The organism is Nostoc sp. DedQUE02 (genome assembly GCF_034531035.1).
GTDB lineage: Bacteria > Cyanobacteriota > Cyanobacteriia > Cyanobacteriales > Nostocaceae > Nostoc.
In genome coordinates, this window is sequence record NZ_JAVRBY020000016.1 from 84,069 (window position 1) to 103,835 (window position 19,767).

Annotated in this window: 17 protein-coding genes, 1 tRNA gene and 2 pseudogenes; 9 read left to right on the top strand and 11 right to left on the bottom strand. The window is 40.7% G+C overall.

Features of this window, described 5'->3' with window-relative positions; genetic code table 11:
- The first annotated feature begins 130 nt into the window (after window positions 1–130).
- A pseudogene (locus RMX98_RS15290) lies at window positions 131–1,184 on the top strand (IS630 family transposase).
- Between the two features lie 295 nt (window positions 1,185–1,479).
- On the opposite strand, the gene RMX98_RS15295 reads toward RMX98_RS15290, so the two are convergent.
- The 4 genes and pseudogenes from RMX98_RS15295 to RMX98_RS15310 form a co-directional block, all read right to left on the bottom strand.
- A tRNA-Leu gene (locus RMX98_RS15295) sits at window positions 1,480–1,563 on the bottom strand.
- Between the two features lie 111 nt (window positions 1,564–1,674).
- Window positions 1,675–2,799 (bottom strand): alpha-hydroxy acid oxidase, encoded by a 1,125-nt coding sequence (locus RMX98_RS15300; protein WP_322678604.1) that lies wholly within the window; start codon window positions 2,797–2,799, stop codon window positions 1,675–1,677.
- Between the two features lie 222 nt (window positions 2,800–3,021).
- Window positions 3,022–3,954, bottom strand: a pseudogene (locus RMX98_RS15305) (hypothetical protein).
- Between the two features lie 347 nt (window positions 3,955–4,301).
- Window positions 4,302–5,180: a M48 family metallopeptidase gene (locus RMX98_RS15310; protein ID WP_322678605.1), complete on the bottom strand. Its 879-nt coding sequence runs from the start codon at window positions 5,178–5,180 to the stop codon at window positions 4,302–4,304.
- Between the two features lie 235 nt (window positions 5,181–5,415).
- Between RMX98_RS15310 and RMX98_RS15315 the strand changes: the two genes are divergently transcribed.
- Complete coding sequence (locus RMX98_RS15315; RefSeq protein ID WP_322678606.1) at window positions 5,416–5,910, top strand: hypothetical protein; 495 nt, start codon at window positions 5,416–5,418, stop codon at window positions 5,908–5,910.
- On the opposite strand, the gene RMX98_RS15320 is transcribed toward RMX98_RS15315, so the two are convergent.
- Window positions 5,893–6,276: a hypothetical protein gene (locus RMX98_RS15320; RefSeq protein WP_409881239.1), complete on the bottom strand. Its 384-nt coding sequence runs from the start codon at window positions 6,274–6,276 to the stop codon at window positions 5,893–5,895. The genes RMX98_RS15315 and RMX98_RS15320 overlap by 18 nt on opposite strands.
- A gap of 53 nt (window positions 6,277–6,329) precedes the next feature.
- On the opposite strand from RMX98_RS15320, the gene RMX98_RS15325 reads away from it, so the two are divergent.
- On the top strand, window positions 6,330–7,550 hold the full coding sequence (locus RMX98_RS15325) for an acetate kinase (RefSeq protein WP_322681637.1): 1,221 nt from the start codon (window positions 6,330–6,332) through the stop codon (window positions 7,548–7,550).
- 103 nt (window positions 7,551–7,653) lie between these two features.
- On the opposite strand, the gene RMX98_RS15330 is transcribed toward RMX98_RS15325, so the two are convergent.
- The 3 genes from RMX98_RS15330 to RMX98_RS15340 all read right to left on the bottom strand — a co-directional run bounded on the left by RMX98_RS15330 (window position 7,654) and on the right by RMX98_RS15340 (window position 10,034).
- Window positions 7,654–8,601, bottom strand: a complete 948-nt coding sequence (locus tag RMX98_RS15330; protein WP_322681636.1) for a hypothetical protein — start codon at window positions 8,599–8,601, stop codon at window positions 7,654–7,656.
- Window positions 8,588–9,427, bottom strand: coding sequence for a hypothetical protein (locus RMX98_RS15335; RefSeq protein ID WP_322681635.1), 840 nt, complete (start codon window positions 9,425–9,427; stop codon window positions 8,588–8,590). Before RMX98_RS15335 ends, RMX98_RS15330 begins: the two co-directional genes overlap by 14 nt.
- A 106-nt stretch (window positions 9,428–9,533) precedes the next feature.
- Window positions 9,534–10,034, bottom strand: coding sequence for a hypothetical protein (locus RMX98_RS15340; RefSeq protein ID WP_322681634.1), 501 nt, complete (start codon window positions 10,032–10,034; stop codon window positions 9,534–9,536).
- A gap of 520 nt (window positions 10,035–10,554) precedes the next feature.
- On the opposite strand from RMX98_RS15340, the gene RMX98_RS15345 reads away from it, so the two are divergent.
- From RMX98_RS15345 to RMX98_RS15365, 5 genes are all read left to right on the top strand, one after another.
- The gene (locus RMX98_RS15345; protein ID WP_322681633.1) at window positions 10,555–11,340 is read left to right on the top strand and encodes a hypothetical protein; all 786 of its coding nucleotides are present in this window, start codon (window positions 10,555–10,557) and stop codon (window positions 11,338–11,340) included.
- A 58-nt stretch (window positions 11,341–11,398) separates the two neighbouring features.
- The gene (locus RMX98_RS15350; RefSeq protein WP_322681632.1) at window positions 11,399–11,818 is read left to right on the top strand and encodes a GNAT family N-acetyltransferase; all 420 of its coding nucleotides are present in this window, start codon (window positions 11,399–11,401) and stop codon (window positions 11,816–11,818) included.
- A gap of 26 nt (window positions 11,819–11,844) precedes the next feature.
- Window positions 11,845–12,627, top strand: coding sequence for an aminotransferase class IV (locus RMX98_RS15355; protein ID WP_322681643.1), 783 nt, complete (start codon window positions 11,845–11,847; stop codon window positions 12,625–12,627).
- Window positions 12,628–12,740: 113 nt separating this feature from the next.
- Entirely contained in the window at window positions 12,741–14,582 is a 1,842-nt protein-coding gene (gene ftsH3, locus RMX98_RS15360) for an ATP-dependent zinc metalloprotease FtsH3 (RefSeq protein WP_322659564.1), read from the top strand.
- A gap of 402 nt (window positions 14,583–14,984) precedes the next feature.
- Complete coding sequence (locus RMX98_RS15365) at window positions 14,985–15,641, top strand: Uma2 family endonuclease (protein ID WP_322681631.1); 657 nt, start codon at window positions 14,985–14,987, stop codon at window positions 15,639–15,641.
- Between the two features lie 166 nt (window positions 15,642–15,807).
- Here the strand turns inward: RMX98_RS15365 and RMX98_RS15370 are convergent, their stop codons facing one another.
- A complete protein-coding gene (locus RMX98_RS15370; protein ID WP_094350008.1) occupies window positions 15,808–16,026 on the bottom strand; it encodes a hypothetical protein in 219 nt (72 codons plus the stop codon).
- Between the two features lie 482 nt (window positions 16,027–16,508).
- Window positions 16,509–17,285, bottom strand: a complete 777-nt coding sequence (locus tag RMX98_RS15375; RefSeq protein ID WP_322681630.1) for an ABC transporter permease — start codon at window positions 17,283–17,285, stop codon at window positions 16,509–16,511.
- Window positions 17,286–17,612: 327 nt separating this feature from the next.
- On the opposite strand from RMX98_RS15375, the gene RMX98_RS15380 reads away from it, so the two are divergent.
- Window positions 17,613–18,761 carry a DegT/DnrJ/EryC1/StrS family aminotransferase gene (locus tag RMX98_RS15380; RefSeq protein ID WP_322681629.1) on the top strand — a complete coding sequence of 383 codons (1,149 nt, stop codon included), beginning with the start codon at window positions 17,613–17,615 and terminating at the stop codon, window positions 18,759–18,761.
- Window positions 18,762–18,982: 221 nt separating this feature from the next.
- Here the strand turns inward: RMX98_RS15380 and RMX98_RS15385 are convergent, their stop codons facing one another.
- Window positions 18,983–19,729 carry a DUF561 domain-containing protein gene (locus RMX98_RS15385; RefSeq protein WP_322681628.1) on the bottom strand — a complete coding sequence of 249 codons (747 nt, stop codon included), beginning with the start codon at window positions 19,727–19,729 and terminating at the stop codon, window positions 18,983–18,985.
- Window positions 19,730–19,767 lie beyond the last annotated feature (38 nt).

A 19,767-nucleotide genomic window follows, 5' to 3' on the forward strand; every position in this document is an offset into this window, starting at 1 on the left:
GAAGTTGTCAAATCATCCCGCTTTCTTTGCAATGCCATTTAATATATAGCAATCCTATTTGGTTTGTGAGAAAATACGTAAGAGGGTTGAAGGTATAATTAGTAGCCATTACAGGGGAATATCAATGTGGATGCGATCGCTATCAGAGTTTATCGAAAATAGCCAAGACAAGCGAGAAATTCAACGGGCACTCGCAGTCAAGATGCTGCTAGAAGGATACACTCATGTTGCTATCCAATCGATATTGGATGTTTCATCAGGATTTATAAGTAAGTGGAAAAAGGCATTTTTCACTTTTGGAGTAGAAGGCTTAAAGCTTAGATACAAGGGAAGTCAGGGATTTTTGAATCCACAACAGCGTGCAGAAATAATTGAATGGCTCAAAAGCAAGGATAAGTGGAATTTAAGCGAACTAGAATACGAGATAGCATCTTTGTATGGGGTAGTGTTTGAATCGAAACAGAGCTACTACGACTTATTTGATACAGCCGGGATTAGTTGGAAGAAAACTCAAGCTCACAACCCCAAGTATGACGAAGAACTAGTAGCATCAAAAAAAAAGAAATCTGTGAGTTACTGGAAGCGAGACGTTCTGAAATCGAGCGGAGCCGGAGACGCTCCGCCTCCGGTCAGGAAAGTTAGTGGTATTCATGGTTGATGAATGTCATCTGTTGTGGGGTGATATCTGTGGATATGTTTGGGGAAAAACTAGCGAACGCATATCAGTTCCAGTTGTAAACGCTCGTGATAAGCAAACATATTTTGGTGCTATAGATTACAAAACCCACGAATTTATAACTTACGCAGCTAAAAAAGGAGACTCCCAAAACACGATAAATTTCTTGGAATATCTTCAATCACAGCGTCCAGGAGCTAATTTTTTAATAATTTGGGATGGAGCTTCTTATCATCGTTCTAATGCAATTCAAGACTATTTAGACTCTTTGAATCGTCAGCTTAAGCAAGAACAATGGTTGATAACTTGTAAACGGTTTGCCCCAAATGCTCCACAACAAAATCCCGTAGAAGATATTTGGTTACAAGCGAAAAAATTGATTAGAGAGTTTTATTTTTTCTGCCATTCTTTTTCTGTAGTTAAAGCATTATTTGAGCTAGCCGTCAATGGTCAAATTTTTGACTTTCCTAAGCTAAATGAGTATGGTAATTTCTCACAAATGATTTAGGATTGCTATAGTCTCTTGTATTGAAAAATCCCCAAATTTTATTTTTTTCTGAGATAAAATCACAAAAAATAAGGGGAAGATAAACTTATCTTCCCCTTCTCTGTCGTTTCGGTTATTTTCTGGCTTGTTACTTTCCTTTAATCGTTGCCGTAACATTTGCCTTTGCTTTTTGAGTTGCCGCTTCCTGGCAGAACCGCCTCTACCTTTGTCATTCCTGCCTTCTTTACGGGGAGATTCCCATCTTTTCAGGCGCATAAGTTTTTTACCTCTCTGGTAATTTTTGATTGTTTGGTAGTGGGCAGGAGGAGAATCGAACTCCTATGACCGTAAGGCCGCCACATTTTGAGTGTGGTGCGTCTACCAATTCCGCCACCCGCCCATATATCCAACCTTAACTAGTATACTCTAATTAAGTGATTTTGTAACAAGTCTGAAAATTAATTCTCAAAATTTTGCTGGAATAAATAGATAGTTCTAAGAAGTCTCTAGCTTAAAAGCGTGGCAGGGTCAATAAACTACGGTCGATATCCTGTAGCTTGGCACAGCCGCTAAGTGCCATTCCCACATTTAACTCATCTTGTAGGAGTGAGATTACATGAGAGACGCCGATTTGTCCTCCTACCGCTAGTCCCCACAAAATAGGTCGTCCAATTAGTACTGCTTTTGCCCCTAATGCCAGAGCTTTGAGAATGTCTGTGCCCCTACGAATGCCTCCATCCAAGAGGACTTCGATTTTACCATCCACTGCGGCTACTATTTCAGCTAGAGCATCTAAAGAAGCGATCGCACCATCGAGTTGCCTGCCTCCATGATTGGAAACAATAATTGCTTTAGCTCCATATTCTACAGCCCGCACAGCATCATCTCCCCGTAAAACTCCTTTGATAACTAAAGGTAATGGAGATAAAGACTGCAACCATTCTAAATCTTGCCAACTGACTCCTGGGTTTAGCTGTTGGGCAAAATAGGTAAATAGCCCAGATTCGCCTTTTTCATGGGAAATATCTAATCCTGAGATGCTAGCAAGATTAGCCAGATGTAAGTCTTGGGGTAAGGCAAACTCATTACGTCTATCTCTCTCGCGCTGTCCAAGAACGGGTGCATCTACAGTTAGACAAAGTGCTTTGTAGCCTGCATTATAGGCTTTTTCTACCAAAGCACGAGTTAATCCTCGGTCTTTATGAATGTAAAGCTGGAACCATCGCAGAGAATTTGGAAACTGATTACATGCAGTCACCACTTCTTCAATGCTCTTTGTTGCCATTGTACTTAAAACCATGCCCACGCCAGCTGATGCAGCAGCTAAAGCCGTGGCAACTTCTCCGTCTGGATGAGCTAGACATTGAAAAGCCATTGGTGCGATTAACAATGGTAGTTGCAGGGGTTGTCCTAAAATAGAGGTAGTGAGATTGCGATCGCTCACATCGACTAATATCCGAGGTCGCAGCTTGACTCGCTCAAAAGCAGCACGATTATCTCGCAATGTGATTTCGTCCCAAGCACCACTGCTATAGTAATCAAGTGTCGTTTGAGACAGATACTCTCTTGCTAGTTTTTCGTACTCAAAAAGGTTAATGGGTTGAAAGCGATCGCCGTTGGATAAGTAGGTAGACATAATTAAATGTAGTAGTGAGCAATTTATTGCTCTGCATAAGATTTTAAATGGCTAGAGCCGTTTACTAGGAGTTTTGATTTAATTAAGCCTTTCTACTTACAACTGTTATGGTAGTGAGTATAAGTTAACTAATAGGATGTTTTTTAATTTGATTGAACAGGCTTAAGTAATGATTGATTTATTAGTCAACCTGGACAAGCCAGTATCTTCGGCACAGTTGTTCTAGAGGAACCTATTTAATAGTTCTTCTCTGGATAGTTGCAGCAATAAAGGAGTAAATTCCGCCGGAGATAATGCCAACAAAGGTTCAATAATTACTCTTAGTTCTGCATCCAAAGAACCAAAGCGAACTCGCAATAAATTCTCTATAACATTACGACGTTCTGCTTGGATTCCTTCTTGGATTCCTTCTTGGATTCCTTCTTGAATTCCTTCTTGAATTCCTTCTTGTTTAACTGCTGCTAATTTTTGCTCGTAAATGGGTGATAGGCGCATAATTAAATCTCTGTCTTCCTCGTCTATATTTTGATTGAATTCTAAGGTAGTCTTTAAATTCAATAATAAATCAATTGCTTTGGAACGTAAGGGATGATTTTGGGGAAGCGCTTCTAGTTCATCTATAGCTTGTTGTTGGACTCTTCCCTTACCTAAAATTCTCAATCATAGTGTTTCTTCTGTAGAGGGTAATTGATGAATTGCCACAATTGCCGTTCTCAAATAATCAGCTAAAAAATGTACTCCTGTTCCCCAATTTTGATCATTTAGCTGAGTTCTAAAACCATCCAATATAGATTCTGACGCTGTAGGTGAAAAAATCCATAATCGTGGTAAATCTGATTCTGTAATCCGACTTTTATCAACTTTACTCTGACGCTTTACTTCAGCGAAAATATCAAAAAGCTTATTCATACAGCTACGGATTTCTGCAATTGTAGCCGCATTTCTAAATGGTTCAATTAATGCAGGTTCAGCCGCAAATTTTCCTAGCAGTCCTAATTGTATAGTATCGCTTGCCGATTCGAGTGAAGGGACAAAATAAACATCAACCTCTCGGATTTCCGCCGGAACTTTCCGACTTGTTTCAACTTCTCCCAATGGTTGTAACAATTCTTTAAGATAATCTTTTGCAAACTGGTCGTAGGGAAACCTGGTCATTAGCTAATTTTTTGGCTGTACCAATATTTTACATAAGTCTGTAGACGCACACTTATAGGTTCAAACAAGCTACGAGAAGCGGCTTGTTGCCAGACATTGCATTTATAATATTGACAAATATATTAATTAATGCATAAAACTACTTCTAAAGTTTTACTAATATTCTGCATTTCTGGTGAAAAAGAATGTAGAGACGTAGCATTGCTAAAAGAATGTAGAGACGTAGCATTGCTACGTCTCTACAAGGATTCTGGATAATGCATATTTAATTTCTGGAAACGTCTAGTGGATGAGGAGAATCTCGTTTTCCCTTCTACAAAGTATAAAAGTGATTGCGATTAATAACTCTACCAATTGCGCCACCCACCTTTGGGTGCAACTTCATTATTAGTAGACTTCAATCCATGACTTTGCAACAGAGTTTGATATTCTGTGCTACTTGCCCAACGGTCAATTTCTCGTGCCCGTAGCACTGGTACTGGATGAGTTAATTGGGCTGTGCGGGCGGCTTTAACCATTTCGCCTAGTTCTGTCTTACTAATATCATCGTAAGCGTGGGCTTGGGCAATAAAAGCATCAAGATTCAGTTGTGGCGCTAAGGTGGGGGAACCACCCGCCAACTTCATCAACACTGACATGACAACTTTGGGGTCTTGGGTTGCTAGTAATGCGGCGCGATCGCAGGTAAACTCAGCACAACGTACCCATTCCAAAAGTTGCGCCTGTATGGCTTGGGCAACGAAAGTACCGACATTGGGCACAATCGCCGCCGCTAATATAAGTAAATTTACAGGAGTCAAGTAAACGCTATGGTCGCACTTGAGATGTCCCAATTCGTGGGCAATTACTGCCTGTATTTCCTCCGGTGTGAGCATATCAATTAGGGAAGTGTGTAGCACAACAAAGGGCTGCTTACTCCGCATAGCAAAAGTATAGGCGTTGGGAGCCGGATGTTGCCGGACGTACAACTGGGGAGGATCTATATCCAGGGTTTTACAGGCATCTAACAACAATTTGTGTAAATCGGGCAGTTGCTTTTCACCTACCAGAACACTGGAGGCAATATTTTCCACATAGAAAACCTGCTCTGCCATTGGGCCAAGCCAGTTTCGCACCAACATATCTATGCCTGGTATCTGCTTGAGCGCTCTGGTAGCTTCCAGGTCTAACGGATGACGAAATGAGTCAGCTTTTAAACCAATTAGCGGGGTTTTGAAGAATGACATAGTGCAACAAGCTATAAAAAAACACAACTATGGAATCTGGCTGGATAGATAAACAGCCTCCCACAGTTAGTATAACGATTTCAGTTGAGGGTTTCGTTTCTTGCATACTCGTAACTTTTGGTATCACTGCTCATTTCACCCCTTTGCTGCATAAGCCTACCGAGCAAATCCTGTCCTTTAGTGTCCGTTGCAGTTAATCTTGATTGGACACACTAATTCACGCTCGGAGAATTGAATGCGCTTTGGTTTTTTTACTTTATGTGTTCTCGCACTAGCGGCAACAAGTGGGCACGCCGCTCAGTCTCCCAAGATCCCAGCACTGGTAATGACCAGCCCGGATTCGGCTGAGGCCAACTACGAAGATAAATGCAGCAACGGCGGCAACCTTGACCAGTTTAATCGCGATCGCTTTCTTAAACTTATGCTTGCTGATAAAAAATCAAAGCTATCTCAACTGAAAGTAGCTCTCCTAAATGAAATTAAACAGAGTGGTGATGAGCCACGAGGTGAAGGTGTCCATATTGGTGAATGGAATCAAACCTTTCATGACCGGAGTGGTTGTGGCACAAACACTAACAGTTACTCAGCATTTGTTACTACCGTGACTGGTGGAAATGCAAACCATACGGTCGTGAAATACCTGGTAACAATTGATGACGACGATAACGCAGGCAAAAGAACCCTAAAGATCCGCGACATCCGCCCAATCAACCTACGAAATGATAACTGAGCAAGCCACTTCTCCTCGCTTCCTAGTACCTGCTCTTGTAAAAATAAAACCTGCATCTTCAAACTGTGTACCGTATCCCCGAACAGTAGAAAGAGGGGTGAAATAAGCAGCTGTGCAGAAAGTTACGCGCTTTGACTTGATGAGGCACTTTGCCCGCTTTGTTAATGCGTCAGCCTGCATTGTTAATGCGTCAGCCTGCATTGTTAATGCGTCAGCCTGCATTGTTAATGCGTCAGCCTGCATTGTTAATGCGTCAGCCTGCATTGTTAATGCGTCAGCCTGCATTGTTAATGCGTCAGCCTGCTTTGTTAATGCGTTCCCCTGCATTAAAAACGCTATGCTTTTACGCAAAACTGTACTAAGCATGAAGCTACAATTAGTGGCACGATCAGAGGAAATCGTCTTTTTCTGTTGTCACTATGAAGATACTGGTACTGAATGCCGGATCGAGCAGCCAAAAGAGTTGCCTGTATGAAATTGCAGATGAAGCTCTCCCCAGCCAAGCACCCGAACCCCTTTGGGAAGGGAAAATCAACTGGACTCAAGATCGGGCTGTGGCAGAAATTGAGGTGAAAACTGCTACGGGTGGAACGCTGCAAAAATCAATCTCTGGTGATTCTCCACAGGCGCACCTTACTTATATGCTCAATACACTTAGTCATGGTGCAACCAAGGTAATCGATCGCTTGTCAGAAATCGATGTGGTGGGGCATCGGATAGTACATGGTGGAGAGGATTATCGAGATAGTGTGTTAATTACAGAGGATGTCAAAAAGGCGATCGCTGATCTGTCTAACCTGGCTCCAGCGCATAATCCAGTGGGTTTGGAAGGCATAGAAGCAATTGAACAAATCTTAGGAGATGTCACCCAAGTAGCAGCCTTTGATACCGCATTTCATAGGACTTTACCTGATGCAGCAGCAATCTATCCCGGCCCATATCAGTGGGTAGAGCAAGGTATTCGCCGCTATGGGTTTCATGGTATTAGTCATCAATACTGTTCTCAACGTGCTGTCCAAATTCTCGGTGGAGATGTTGCATCTGAGCGGTTAATTATTTGCCATTTGGGTAATGGTTGCTCTTTAGCGGCGATTAAAAATGGTCGCAGTATTAATACCACTATGGGATTCACGCCCGTAGAAGGATTGATGATGGGTAGTCGTTCTGGTTCAGTCGATCCGGGGATTCTGATTTATTTGTTGCGCCACTGCAATTACTCTGTAGAAAAGTTGGATGAGTTATTAAATAAAGCTTCTGGGTTAAAGGGAATTTCGGGTGTGTCTAGTGATATGCGTGAAGTAAGAGAAGCGATGGCTCAAGGTAATTCCCGCGCTCAACTAGCGTGGGATATCTACGTGCATCGCTTGCGTTCTGCGATCGGCGCAATGCTTACGAGTTTGGGGGGATTAGATGCTTTAGTGTTCACAGCAGGCGTGGGCGAACACTCTTGGGAAATTCGCCAAGCCGCTTGTGAAGCCTTTGGATTTATCGGACTAAAACTTGACCTTGAGAAAAATCACCAGCAGCCTGTAGATGAGGATATTGCTACACCCGATTCAGCAGTACGGATATTGGTTATTCATACTCAAGAAGATTGGGCGATCGCCGAACAGTGTTGGCAGTTGTTAAAACATACTTAGAAAGTCTGATTTAATTTGGGTAACATTGTTTGAATATGTCAACTACTTAATTTTTTTAAATAGTCTGTCACGAGTAATTTTTTCAATGCCTCATACCCAATTTTCAAGCTAGTAACCAACGCATGAAACCTTTACCAATTTGCCCCACTATAAAACTAAAAAACCTTTGTAATAGTGGCCCAAGCAGTGACAACAACAGTAAAAGTAAGAAATCAGTGGGAGTAAAAAGAAAAATACTAGAAGTGACACAAGTTACTCCCCACGCCAGCCAATTGCGATATTGAGAGTTAATAGAAGTCCATCTCGGAAGTTGATTAACAAGCCAATAGCGAATAGTCGCAAATACAAAAGATGTTACTAGCCCAGTAAATATTGATAATGAAAGTGCTAAATTTAATTTCAAAACGAAAAAAGCAGCAGGAAATAGCGAAGCTAGCTCCCAAGCTAATAGATTTAATTTAGTCCGAAAACTGTTTAGTATTTCTTCAATAAGCCAATAATGCACATAAACAATATTTAAACACTCAGGATTTTGAATAAAATCACTCCTGATTTTGTGAATTATGTCGCCATAAAATAATATATTGCTTTGTAAAACAATATCTTGTTCTTTCCAAAGATATAAAGCTGATATATCTTCTCTATAATAAGAATTAAAAGTAAGCCCATTCTGTAAATTCGATTTATTTTGTAATGATTTCCTCCAAAATAAATTTATAAAATTTACTAAAAAGCTATTATCAAATATTTTAAAGCTTTTTTTAGTAATTACTAATTTCTTGTATTGCATACTGTTCTTACTAAAGCAAATCTCATCACTAAAGCAGCTATAGTACCAAAGATAAGCTAGTAATTTTGGTGGAAGATACAGAGAGCAACCTATTTTTCGTGCTTGCTCAATTTGTTTTAAAATTGCATTGTTTAGATAAAAACTATACTGTGCTGACTCAACCTTAATTTCGAGTTCAATCGGAGTACCTTGAGGGATTTGCACAAAGAAAGATAGTTGAACATCAGCTTGATGATCTGTGTGTGTTTTATAAACGTTCATTTCGGGATAATTTGGCGATACTTTGTACAATACCAATCAGAAAATCTAGTGTTCCACGCCATTGTTTTTCTCCAGCCACTACCCCTTCATTATGTATTTTTAGGATTAAATCTCTATCTCCATCAGGTAATTGAAATAGGTTTTTATGGTAACGACTGATAATATCTCCATCTAACTGCATCACAGTTTGAGCATAGATAATATCGATATCTACGCTAGTAATATTCCCACTATTAAGTGCAGCTTTTAGTTCAGACATTTTCCGCAGTGTGCGAATAAATTTATCATTATTCAAAAGTTCTTCAATCTCTCGCCATCTTTGCTGCAAACTTTTTTGATTATTATCTTCTTGATCTGCAACAGGAGTTGGAGCAGGCAATATTGGTCGAGCTAACTTTATGTATACCTCATCAGTTGGAACAATATTTGCTTTATGTTCCACCTGATATTTAAGACGCTCCTGATATTGTATTATCCTGGAATCTGGCTCACTAGTGTCATTACTTTGTTCAAGGAGAATGTAAAAATATTCTCTTTCAAGTTGCGAAAATAGGCTAGTATAACGCTTGCGTAGCTCTTGAGCTTGAGTTTTTTCTGGTTCTGATAAATCGTCTGGATTTGGAATTCCTTTGCTATCAAAGTAGTCTTTGTCGTTTATTGAATAAATCTCTTCATACGCTTGCCAAGCATTAAACTTTGCACCTGTAATTTGCTCCACAACCATTGTATTTACTTCTAAAGCTGTAATATCATCAACTAATCCATGTACAGATGAGACTACTTTTTCTAGCAAATCTTTGGCTTGCTCTTGAATTTTATTAGGCATAGTCAGAATTTCCTTGATTTCTCTAAAGCAAATTAACCTACAGGTTGGGATAAGCTCATATCCTGTAGGTATTTTAGTGTTACTATTAATTAATAAATATCAACTATTATGGTCGGGATAGCAATTGTTGTGAAGTTTTGCGAGATTTCATAATCTCTATAAAAAATCCATACAACTTATGCAAACTTTCTATATTTTTTTGCATAATCTCCCGACTTTCTTTTATTTGACTGAGATGAAATTCACGAAGTTCTGTATATGGGCCACTGCCAACAAATTGACTACCAACTTCATTAGTTATATCACCATCAATTAGATTGATGATAGTATGAATTCGATTACCTGTTTGAGCAATTTGTTGCTCTTGTGGTTGTTGATTGGAGGGGTCTGGAACCCAAGTTGTAATTTCTAGCTCTACAACTTCAACTATTGCTGTTTTAATAGCATCAATAACATCATCAATATTGAATCCTTCTCCTCTAGTATTCAGATTCTTAACTTTTCTTTTAAATTCATTACTTGGTTTGCTAATTTGACTATTATTTTCCACGTTTTCGATGGACTGACCATTAATTTCTGTGTTTTCGTTAAAAGTATTATTTACCATGACATTTTAGAGCTTAAAGATTTAAATATAAACAAAATACAATTTTAGATTATGTCAAAAGTTTTAAGGCTTTTACTAAAAAAAAGTAACTAAAGTCAAAACAACTTAATAATTTAAAAATGTTTTACTAAAAAAAAGTTATGATTTCCTAAAGTCAAATTTATCTTAGAAAAAGAATAATACCATTTTAGATTTTAGAGCTATTATGTTGCAGTGAGTCTAGCACTGCGGTAGGGTTTCCTCTTATCTTAATGTGACGTGATTTTGAAAGAATTATTTAATTAGCTTTTGAATACTTCGTTGCAATGAGGTATAAATTAGCTCCTTTTAGTACATAAAATAAGCTAGATATATTTTTGAGCTAAAAAATATTAGTATAATTTTATACTTAAGTATTAAATAAATTTATTTTATCAACTTATTTTTATTTGGACTAGCAACGCATATACGTGCTAGGGCTGACTTTTTTATACCACCATGTATACAATAATATGACTATAATGATCAAGACAAAGGAAATATGTTGTTATCTCGTCAAGCTTTTGCTACACCTTTTGTAATTTCTATGTGTATTTTAGGAGTTGGGTTGATTCAATTCCCCCAATTGCAAAAATTAATAAATAGAAAACAATCTGCCTCTTTAGAAACTTTAAAAAAAGAAATAAAAGCTGAAAATATCCGTCTAAATTTTCTCGAAAAAACGCCTAGTTTTGGTTATGATAACTTTGTTGCAGATTTGGTATATCTCAATTTTCTCCAATATTTTGGAGATGATGAAATTCGGGATAAAACAGGTTACAGTTTAAGTCCAGAATATTTTAAAGTTATTCTAGAACGCGACCCGCGATTTTTAGCAGCGTATCGCAGTCTTTCGATCAGTACTTCATTATATGCTGGTATGCCAGAACGGGCGATCGCAATATCAGAGAAAGGCTTAAAATCAATATCTCCCTCAGTTCCCAAAAAGTCTTATTATATATGGCGTTATAAAGGAGTTGATGAGTTATTATTTTTAGGCAACGCAAAAGCTGCTCAACAGTCTTTTGCAACGGCGGCAAATTGGGCAAGTAAATTTTCAGATCCAGAGAGTCAGCTTATAGCTAATACTTCCCAAAAGACTGCGGAATTTCTGAGTCGAAATCCTAATAGTAAATATGCTCAAATTTCTACATGGTCAATGGTTTTAAATAATCATGCTGATGAAAGAACTCAGAAACGCGCAATTAGAGAAATCGAAGCTTTGGGAGGAAAAATAGTTACAACTCCTGAAGGCACAAATAAAATTATATTTCCCCCAAAGGATTAAAATAATTCATAATTCGTAATTCGTAATTCGTAATTCGTAATCTTTATGAACAATACTAATGTCAATAAAAGTGGCAGAATCTGATTTTCAAATATTAGGGTGTTTTCCTGTTATTTCTCAGTTGCGCCCGCACCTGGAGCAGGATAATTTTGTAGAACAAGTTCGATATCAAATGAAAGAAGGATATCAACTTGCATTCTTAGAGGTAGAAAAGCAAGTTGTAGCGATTGCTGGATTTCGTATTTCTCATTGTTTAGCATTGGGAAAGTTTTTATATATTGATGATTTAGTGGTTGATGAGTTGAAACGATCACACAGCTATGGTCAACAATTACTTCAGTGGCTAATTGAATATGCCAGAAATCATCAGTGTAAACACCTGAGTCTAGATTCTGGCGTTCAGCGATTTGCAGCCCACAGATTTTATCTCATGCAGCGTATGAGCATTACAAGTCATCACTTTTCAATGGAGTTGTAGCAACAAGCAATTTGGTTGTGACAAATATTTTTTGGTATGACGGCAAATTAATTCACTCTCAAACCCTAGAATTAAACATTAACGATCCGGGTTTACTTTATGGGGCAACTGTTTTTACAACATTGCGGGTTTATGAGAACTCCCTAGACAGTAATTTAACTCATTGGCAAGCACACTGCGATCGCTTACTCTTCTCACTACAATCTTTTGGTTGGCAGCAACCCGATTGGAACCGTCTGCGTCAAGGCGCTCAAATTCTTCTGGCACACTTCCCCGTTCTCAGAATCACCCTCTTTCCCGATGGACGAGAATGGATAACTGGGAGATCATTACCACAAAATTTGACAGAAAAACAAAAGAATGGTATTTCATGCGCTGTTGCCAGTTCAGAATTTTCTCGCTCGCTCCCCTCTCATAAAACTGGAAACTATTTGAGTGCTTGGTTGGCAAAAACTAGCTCAGATGCTCAAGAAGCAATATTAGTCGATGCTCAAGGAAATTGGCTAGAAACCAGTACAGGCAACCTTTGGGGATGGTGCGATCGCACTTGGTACACGCCACCAATAAAGGCCGGAATTTTGCCGGGAATTATGCGATCGCAACTTGTAAACTGGTTGCAAAACCACCAGCAGTCAGTGCGAGAAGAAACTTGGAGCGTCGAGTTAGTCCAGAGATTTGAAGCGATCGCCTACACTAATAGTGTGGTCGAAATTATTCCCATTCATACAGTTCATCTGCCTTCAGGGTCGCTACAATGTAATCCCTACCATCAAAGTTTTCAGCTAATAAGGGAGCTTTTTTTAGTATGACAACCACACCAAATTTGTTATATCTTAAGATAAGTTAACATAAATCTTAATAATCACCTTTTCGAGCAGAGAAGCTAGGCGATTGCGCGAAAAATACCGGAGGATAGACCTTAGTGAATAAAAGATGGAGAAATGCAGGGCTGTACGCGCTGCTGTTTATTGTCGTAATTGCGCTGGGAACAGCATTTTTTGACAAACAACCCCAAAGCAGAGAGACATGGCGATACAGTCGCTTTATTCAAGAAGTTCAGCAAGGCAGAGTAGAAAAAGTCAGTTTGAGTGCAGACCGCTCTACAGCACTGGTTACACCCAAATATGACCCAGCGAAACGGATTGTTACCTTAGTCAACGATCCAGACTTGATTAATACTCTGACTTCTAAAGGCGTTGATATTTCTGTTTTGCCCCAAACCGACGAAGGATTTTGGTTTAAGGCACTGAGCAGCTTATTTTTCCCTGTATTGCTTTTGGTTGGCTTATTCTTCTTACTACGTCGCGCTCAAAGTGGCCCAGGTAGCCAAGCAATGAACTTTGGCAAATCAAAAGCCAGAGTGCAAATGGAACCACAAACTCAGGTGACATTTGGCGATGTCGCTGGTATTGACCAAGCCAAGTTGGAATTAAACGAAGTCGTAGACTTTTTGAAAAACGCCGATCGCTTTACCGCCGTTGGTGCAAAAATTCCTAAAGGTGTGCTGTTAGTTGGCCCTCCTGGTACAGGTAAAACCCTCCTAGCTCGTGCTGTAGCTGGTGAAGCAGGTGTACCCTTCTTCTCAATCTCCGGTTCAGAATTTGTGGAAATGTTCGTCGGTGTGGGTGCATCCCGCGTCCGCGATTTATTTGAACAAGCTAAAACCAATGCTCCTTGTATCGTCTTCATCGATGAAATTGACGCTGTAGGTCGTCAACGGGGTGCAGGTTTAGGTGGTGGTAACGATGAGCGGGAACAAACCCTCAACCAGTTGCTCACAGAAATGGATGGCTTTGAAGGCAACACTGGCATTATCATTATTGCCGCTACCAACCGTCCTGATGTCCTAGATGCAGCCTTATTGCGTCCTGGTCGCTTTGACCGTCAAGTTGTGGTAGACCGTCCCGACTATGCCGGACGCAGCGAAATCCTCAAGGTTCATGCCCGTGGTAAGACCTTGGCGAAAGATGTGGACTTGGATAAAATCGCTCGTCGTACCCCTGGATTTACTGGCGCAGATTTATCCAACCTGTTGAATGAAGCCGCAATTCTGGCAGCACGCCGGAATTTGACTGAAATTTCAATGGATGAAATCAACGACGCGATCGATCGCGTATTAGCTGGGCCAGAGAAGAAAGACCGGGTAATGAGCGAAAAGCGCAAAACCTTGGTAGCTTATCACGAAGCTGGTCACGCTTTAGTTGGTGCTTTGATGCCAGATTATGACCCAGTACAAAAAATTAGCATCATCCCTCGCGGTCGTGCAGGTGGTTTAACTTGGTTTACTCCTAGTGAAGACCGCATGGACACAGGTTTGTACAGCCGCGCTTATCTGGAAAATCAGATGGCTGTGGCTTTGGGTGGTCGGATTGCTGAAGAATTAATCTTTGGTGAAGAAGAAGTTACCACTGGTGCTTCTAATGACCTCCAACAAGTAGCACGGGTTGCTCGTCAAATGATTACCCGATTTGGCATGAGCGATCGCTTAGGGCCTGTTGCTCTTGGTCGTCAACAAGGTAACATGTTCCTCGGACGAGATATCATGTCAGAGCGTGATTTTTCTGAAGAAACTGCTGCCGCTATTGATGAAGAAGTCCGCAAACTTGTAGATGTAGCCTATACACGCGCGAAAGAAGTGTTAGTGGGCAATCGCCACATTCTAGATCAGCTAGCGCAAATGCTGGTTGATAAAGAAACAGTAGACGCTGAAGAGTTGCAAGAAATTCTGTCGAATAACGATGTGACAACTGCTGCGTTTGCCTAATTTAATCAGTAGTTAGGAGTAGAGACGCGATGAATCGCGTCTTTACAAGAGTTAGGAGTTAAGAACAATCCGTAACTTTAAAAGTTTGGGGTAATTCTGGGATTTTTCAGAGTTACCCCAATTCTTTTATTTCTTGGCAAAAGCCCGGCCATGAAGACCGGGCTTTTAATCCGTAATGGGGTTATATTCCCCGGAGGTTCGTTATAAAGTTTCAGTATAAATCGCTAACGCTAATCTGATGATAAAGACTACCACGTGACTATAATCAGTTCCGGAAAATTAGAAAAATTTTTTTAGATACACCAAAATCAAAAGAGCTATAACTTTGACTTCACAAGGTAAAAGATACAATCTAGCTACAATTTAAGAAGTCTGGATTGTGAAAAAATCCCCGAACCCATCATGTTAGAGTACAATCCATTAGCTTGCTTGCCCTCCTCTGAGGAACTGCCCGACTCTGACGATACCCCTGTGGATAATGAACTACAAGACTTAATTCCTAGTTTACTTAAAGCCGTACTGGCAATGGCATGGGCGGATCGAATGGACTGGTTTTTCGGGGCTGATATGGCTGTTTACTATGACCCCAATCTACCACCGATAGTGCCAGATGGATTTTTAAGCCTGGGAGTTGAGCGATTTTTTGATGAAAACCTCCGTCTAAGTTATGCAATTTGGGAAGAAGAAAAAGTTCCTATATTGGTACTGGAAGTAGTATCTCAGACTTATCGCGGAGAATACACTACCAAAAAAAACGAGTACGCAAAGCTTAAAGTCTTGTATTATGTTGTTTATAATCCTACTCGCCGCCGCAAGCAACACTTAGAGGTCTATAAATTAGTCAATAACGAGTACCAATTGCTGTCAGGAAATCCTGTTTGGCTACCAGAGGTAGGTTTGGGAATTGGCATAGAACGAGGAATATATCACGGTATCACGCGAGAGTGGCTGTACTGGTATAACGAGCAAGAACGACGTTTACTAACGCCAGAAGAACGTGCCCAAATGTTGGCACAGAGGTTACGCGAACTTGGTATCGATCCTGATTCTCTCCCGTAATCACTCGAAATCAGGGTAACTCGGAGATTTTACGAATTACCTTGATTGCGATCGCTGCAAAATAATTTATGCATTCTGTCGCACACCTTTCATGCCATCAAATAGATAACTTTCTAAATCTCAATCGGACTAGCGCCTGTGACTGGATACTAATTAGTTGGTTAACTTACACTCTAGATGTCGGTTTCAAAAACAGCCACGCCACAAAGAATGTAGCCGCCGTAAATAGTTGCGTCAAATCCAAAGCAGATAGATAGCCATCTGCAAATGAAGCAATGCTGCGATCGGTAATGCCAAATACCCAAGATGACAGGCCAAATAGCCAAATTCCATTCTTGAGATTTCCGACGAATTCTTTAGAGTCCGATCGTTTTTGATCTTTCATAATCTTCTGTTCCGTTGGTGAACAATCTGGTGATTGATGCTCAATACCTGCCATTAGGAATTTTTTCGGATTCCTGACGCTGAATTTACATTTACTATCTATTAATAATATTAATAAATATTTCACCTACTTGACATCCCTACCTTTAGGTACATCTCATAATGATGACATTCCTTTTTTGGTTCTGTTACCTCCGATAGACAGTAATAGGTTGAATTTTCAGCTTTACAGCGTCAGGTTTGAATACTAAAATCACATGATTTTTAAATAACTATATAAATATTTATTTATGCTTTGTATAAAATACTTCATAGGATAGATGCGCTTCCAAAATCTCTTGATATTTCAATTGTGTAGAGACTTGTAGGGGCGCATAGCTGGCTGTGCGCCCCTACAAGAAAATGAAATACTTATTTTGGAGTAGATTAATTCCTTACTCTTGACTCTTGACTCAGCACTCAGCACTCATCACTCAGCACTCTTCATCTCACCAACTGCGCGGCGGAATTAAAAAATTGACGACACAACCCCTTTGTGACTAAAACTGTTGTCAACAAATTAGCAAAAGCAACCATAAACATAATCAAAATTTCGTAGGAGACAGCATCTAGAGGTTTGACACCAGCTAATAACTGTCCGGTGGTAATTCCTGGTATTGCGACCATACCTATGAGTATCATTTGATTAAGAGTAGGAATCAATCCGGCTTTGATGGCGTCTTTGCGATACTGGCTAACTGCTTGCTCTGGAGTTGCACCTAAGCTTAAATGGGTTTCTATTTCGAGATGGCTGGAATTAATGGTGCTGACCAGACGATCGCCTGCGATCGCAGCTGCATTAGTCGCATTTCCTAAAACTATCCCTGCTAGGGGAATTATATACTGTGGTTCGTACCATCTCTCTGGTTGAACGATTAAGAAGTTGATGTAAAACACTGTCACGGCGGTACTAATTAAAATTGCACCCCACACCAAAGGCAACAGATAAGGAATTTTTGGAGTAATGCGATTTCGTGCGACAATCGCCGTAATTGTCAGCATTATTGCTAATAGCGCCAAAACTGCCCAAGGATTGTCTAAAGCCAAGATGAAATCTAAAATGTATCCCAATACAAGAAGTTGTAAGATGGTTCTCCCAGTAGCAAGGGCTAGGTTCAACTCTAATCCTAATTTTTCCCAGGCAGATAAACCAATGGCGATCGCCATCAATCCCACAGCTATAGCTAAATCCACGAAATCCAGCTTGATCAGATCCTGCATGGGTTCTCTATTTCCTAATGTTTTCTTCTCCAAGCAGTATACACAAGAGGAACTTTGATCCGATGTGTTGGATCTTGGTTGATATATATCACTTTCATCAATTCAAAATTCCAAATGGTACGACCTTAACATGGCAAACACCTAGTATGCCTACTATCTGTAAATTAAATGTGCAGTGGTTTCCCGCACCACAATTTAAGTAAAAACCCTAATAGATGCGTATCTTGGGCGATAGTCTTTTCGTAGCTCCTTTTTGATTAACAATTCAATCAGCAAAAATTGACTGTCGAAGTGCATCCTTTGTATCTCCCGATAAAATGAGAACTCATGATCCAAAGTGTAAATCCCATCCCTGTCTTTGATATCAAGCAGCAATACACCACCATCGAAGCAGAAGTAAGTGCAGCCGTCTTAGAGGTTTTAGCTTCTGGCCGCTATATTGGCGGCCCCTTAGTCGAAGGCTTTGAACAACAATTTGCCGCTTATAATACTGTCACTGAATGTGTGGCTTGTAATTCTGGTACTGATGCGCTCTACTTAGCGTTACGAGTTTTGGACATTGGTGCAGGCGATGAAGTGATTACAACGCCTTTTACCTTTATTGCGACATCTGAAGTAATTAGCGCCGTCGGTGCAAAGCCTGTTTTCGTCGATATTGACGCGACCACGTTTAATTTGGATGTGGAGCGAGTCGCGGCGGCGATTACACCCCAAACCAAAGCGATTATCCCGGTTCATCTCTTTGGACAACCTGTGGATATGACATCATTGATGGCGATCGCTCAGTCTCACAATTTGTCCATAATTGAAGATTGCGCTCAGTCTACAGGAGCAATTTGGGCCGATCAAAAAGTCGGAAGTATTGGACATATTGGTTGCTTTAGTTTCTACCCTACCAAAAATCTTGGTGGTTGTGGCGATGGTGGAGCAATAACGACTAATGACCCTGCGATCGCCACTAAATTGCGAATCCTACGAGATCATGGTAGTAAGGTTCGATATTTACATGAAGAAATCGGTGTAAATAGCCGATTAGATGCTCTCCAAGCAGCCATCTTGCAGATTAAGCTACGTTATTTAGATATTTGGAATTCTCGAAGACGAGATATTGCCAACTATTACTACCAGTTTCTTAGCCAAGTTCCGGGGATTGTCCCGCCCCAAGAATTACCTGAAGGTATTGGGGTATGGAATCAATATACTATTCGCATATCTGGCGAAGGGCGCAATGGTTCTAGTGCTAAATATCGAGATTGGGTGCGTAGTCAATTGCAAGAACAGGGCGTGAGTTCAATGATTTACTACCCCCACCCTTTACATTTGCAGCCAGTTTATCAAAGTCTGGGCTATGAAATTGGGGACTTACCAATAGCAGAGCAAGCTTGCCATGAGGTTATATCCTTGCCTATGTTCCCAGAACTGACACAACAGCAGCAAGACCAGGTGATTTATGCGTTGAAAGATTGTTTGGGGTGAGGGGAGAGGAGGGGCGGAGGGGCAGAGGGGCAGAGGGGCAGAGGGGCAGGGGGGCAGGGGAGCAGGGGAGCAGGGAGCAAGGGACAAGGGGGACAAGGGGGACAAGGGGGACAAGGAGGAATTATTGAATAAATCTTTTTCTGTTATTCCCCGTCTTCCTTGTCTACCCTGTCTCTTTTCAATCTCCAATGCCCAATGCCCCATGCCCAATCCCCAATGCCCTACTTCTCAGTCAGCACTCTTGCAGTCGCTAAGGCTTCTACTAAGCCACGCACAGCAGCAATCATGGCGACTTCGCTATTGAGTTGATTGATGGCGGAACCAACACCAACGCCAGCAGCACCAGATGCGATCGCTAATGGTGCAGTAACGTTAGAAATGCCGGAGGCACATAATACTGGCACTGAAACTACACGGGAAATCTCAAAAGCTGCTGCCAAGGTGGGAGCAGCTTTTTCAATTAATCCTAGAGTTCCGGGGTGAACTGGGTTACTGCTAGTACCGCCTTCGGTTTGGATAATGTCTGCTCCAGCTTTCACCAGTTCTTCTGCTAGCTGTACTTGTCGATCTAGTTCCAGGATGTGGGGAACGGTGACAGATAAGGTAATTTCTGGGAGGAGAGCGCGAGTTTGCTTAGTCAGTGCTAGCACTTCTGGAGCTTCAAAGCGGCGTCCTTGAGCATAGAAAGAATCGAAATTTCCGATTTCAATTAAATCAGCACCAGCTGCCACTGCTTGCACAAATTTATCTGGCTCTACTGCTGATACACAAATAGGTAAAATTGTCAAATTTTTAGCTAGTTGGACTAAAGCTGGATCGGCGGCAATATCGACAAAAGTAGCACCGCCAAATTCAGCAGCTTTGACTGTAGCAGCCACGCTAGCTGCGTCGAAGTTATTCAAACCGCTAATCACTTTGAGAACGCGGCGGTTAGTAAATGCACGTTGGAGTGTGGAATGCATCGTCATAGTTTGGCTTTTGAAGCTACGAAAATTAGGTATATTCT

Excerpts from the sequence above, each read along its gene's own strand:
- RMX98_RS15300 (WP_322678604.1), bottom strand. The coding sequence starts at position 2,799 with ATGTCTACCTACTTATCCAACGGCGATCGCTTTCAACCCATTAACCTT.
- RMX98_RS15310 (WP_322678605.1), bottom strand. The coding sequence starts at position 5,180 with ATGTCATTCTTCAAAACCCCGCTAATTGGTTTAAAAGCTGACTCATTT.
- RMX98_RS15315 (WP_322678606.1), top strand. The coding sequence starts at position 5,416 with ATGCGCTTTGGTTTTTTTACTTTATGTGTTCTCGCACTAGCGGCAACA.
- RMX98_RS15320 (WP_409881239.1), bottom strand. The coding sequence starts at position 6,276 with ATGCTTAGTACAGTTTTGCGTAAAAGCATAGCGTTTTTAATGCAGGGG.
- RMX98_RS15325 (WP_322681637.1), top strand. The coding sequence starts at position 6,330 with ATGAAGATACTGGTACTGAATGCCGGATCGAGCAGCCAAAAGAGTTGC.
- RMX98_RS15330 (WP_322681636.1), bottom strand. The coding sequence starts at position 8,601 with ATGAACGTTTATAAAACACACACAGATCATCAAGCTGATGTTCAACTA.
- RMX98_RS15335 (WP_322681635.1), bottom strand. The coding sequence starts at position 9,427 with ATGCCTAATAAAATTCAAGAGCAAGCCAAAGATTTGCTAGAAAAAGTA.
- RMX98_RS15340 (WP_322681634.1), bottom strand. The coding sequence starts at position 10,034 with ATGGTAAATAATACTTTTAACGAAAACACAGAAATTAATGGTCAGTCC.
- RMX98_RS15345 (WP_322681633.1), top strand. The coding sequence starts at position 10,555 with ATGTTGTTATCTCGTCAAGCTTTTGCTACACCTTTTGTAATTTCTATG.
- RMX98_RS15350 (WP_322681632.1), top strand. The coding sequence starts at position 11,399 with ATGTCAATAAAAGTGGCAGAATCTGATTTTCAAATATTAGGGTGTTTT.
- RMX98_RS15365 (WP_322681631.1), top strand. The coding sequence starts at position 14,985 with ATGTTAGAGTACAATCCATTAGCTTGCTTGCCCTCCTCTGAGGAACTG.
- RMX98_RS15370 (WP_094350008.1), bottom strand. The coding sequence starts at position 16,026 with ATGAAAGATCAAAAACGATCGGACTCTAAAGAATTCGTCGGAAATCTC.
- RMX98_RS15375 (WP_322681630.1), bottom strand. The coding sequence starts at position 17,285 with ATGCAGGATCTGATCAAGCTGGATTTCGTGGATTTAGCTATAGCTGTG.
- RMX98_RS15380 (WP_322681629.1), top strand. The coding sequence starts at position 17,613 with ATGATCCAAAGTGTAAATCCCATCCCTGTCTTTGATATCAAGCAGCAA.
- RMX98_RS15385 (WP_322681628.1), bottom strand. The coding sequence starts at position 19,729 with ATGACGATGCATTCCACACTCCAACGTGCATTTACTAACCGCCGCGTT.